The following is a 1,208-nucleotide window of genomic DNA, read 5'->3' on the forward strand; positions in this document are numbered from 1 at the left end:
CTTGAGCTACCTCAGTTTGAATTACTTCAGAAACAGGCTCTTCTATCACCCATTCTTGAATTTCTTCAACCACTTCTATTGGTGACTCAACAGCTACTTCAACGTCTGGTTGTATCGACTTTGCGTGAATCGCAATGTCGATGGTGTTCTGTTCCAAAATGTCGTCTATGTCTAACTCATCTACGACATTGGTCGATTCGAGTTGACTCAATAACCTTTGAACGTCTTCTAAATTCGGCGCTTCCAGTTGCGGTGCGTAGTTTTCGCAAAACTGGTAAGAGTCTGACTCTGCGTATTGCATCTGGAGCTCTGGCTCTGGCTCTGGCTCTGGCTCTGGCTCTGGCTCTGGCTCTGGCTCTGGCTCTGGCTCTGAAGAGGATAGTTCCTGAGCGAGCAAGTCAAGCTCATGTTCGAGATCAGTCACCTCAACTTCTTCACCGAGTAATGCGTTGAAGTAATCATCAAGCGCCTGCTCGCTGGAAAGTACGCTGTTACTGCTCATCGAACGCTAACCTCTCCAAGTAAATCAATAGCTGTTTGTACGCAAACACACCACGGCTACCGGATGCAAAGTGCGACGCTGGTAAGTGTTTCAAACTTGCGTCTCGGAACTTGGTGTCAATCGGTACTGCGGAAGTCCACACTTGGTTCGGGTAGTCTTTTTTCAGTTGCGTCAAAGTCTGCAACGAAGCGCGAGTTCGCTTGTCGTACATGGTTGGTACGATGGTGACTTTGAACCCATCTGGACGTGATTTCTGCATGATCGTCAACGTACGAATCATACGTTCCAAGCCTTTCATCGCGAGGAACTCAGTCTGTACTGGGATCAAGATACGATCACTCGCCGCGAGTGCATTAACCATCATCACACCAAGGATTGGCGGACAATCGATCAACACGTAGTCGTAATCTTGCGAAACCGCTTGAAGTGCGCGCTTCAAAATCAGCCCCATGCCACTGCGGTTACCCATTACGCGGTCTAGCGTAGCCAATGACATGTGCGCAGGAATGATGTCCATTCCTTCCAACTCGGTTTCTAAGATCAACGGCTTAACCGTATCGCGAGTGAACGTCTTTAGCTGAAACAGATCGAACAAGCTTGATGACACGGTATCTGAGTCGTAACCAAGATAAGTCGTCAGTGATGCATGAGGATCGGTGTCGACCATCAATACACGATGACCTTTCTGACTCAACAAACCTGCTAG

The 1,208-nt window shown here is 48.3% G+C and carries 1 protein-coding gene and 1 pseudogene; both read right to left on the bottom strand.

What is annotated here, in order from left to right; genetic code table 11:
* Positions 1-502: pseudogene (locus R7P35_RS25080) on the bottom strand (chemotaxis protein CheW); the annotation flags it as partial.
* Positions 492-1,208 (bottom strand): ParA family protein (locus R7P35_RS25085; RefSeq protein WP_318093105.1); only part of this gene is annotated, 717 nt, incomplete at its 5' end. The pseudogene R7P35_RS25080 and the gene R7P35_RS25085, both read right to left, overlap by 11 nt.

Origin of the sequence: Vibrio sp. Vb0304, assembly GCF_033338995.1 — a bacterium.
Lineage (GTDB): Bacteria > Pseudomonadota > Gammaproteobacteria > Enterobacterales > Vibrionaceae > Vibrio > Vibrio alginolyticus.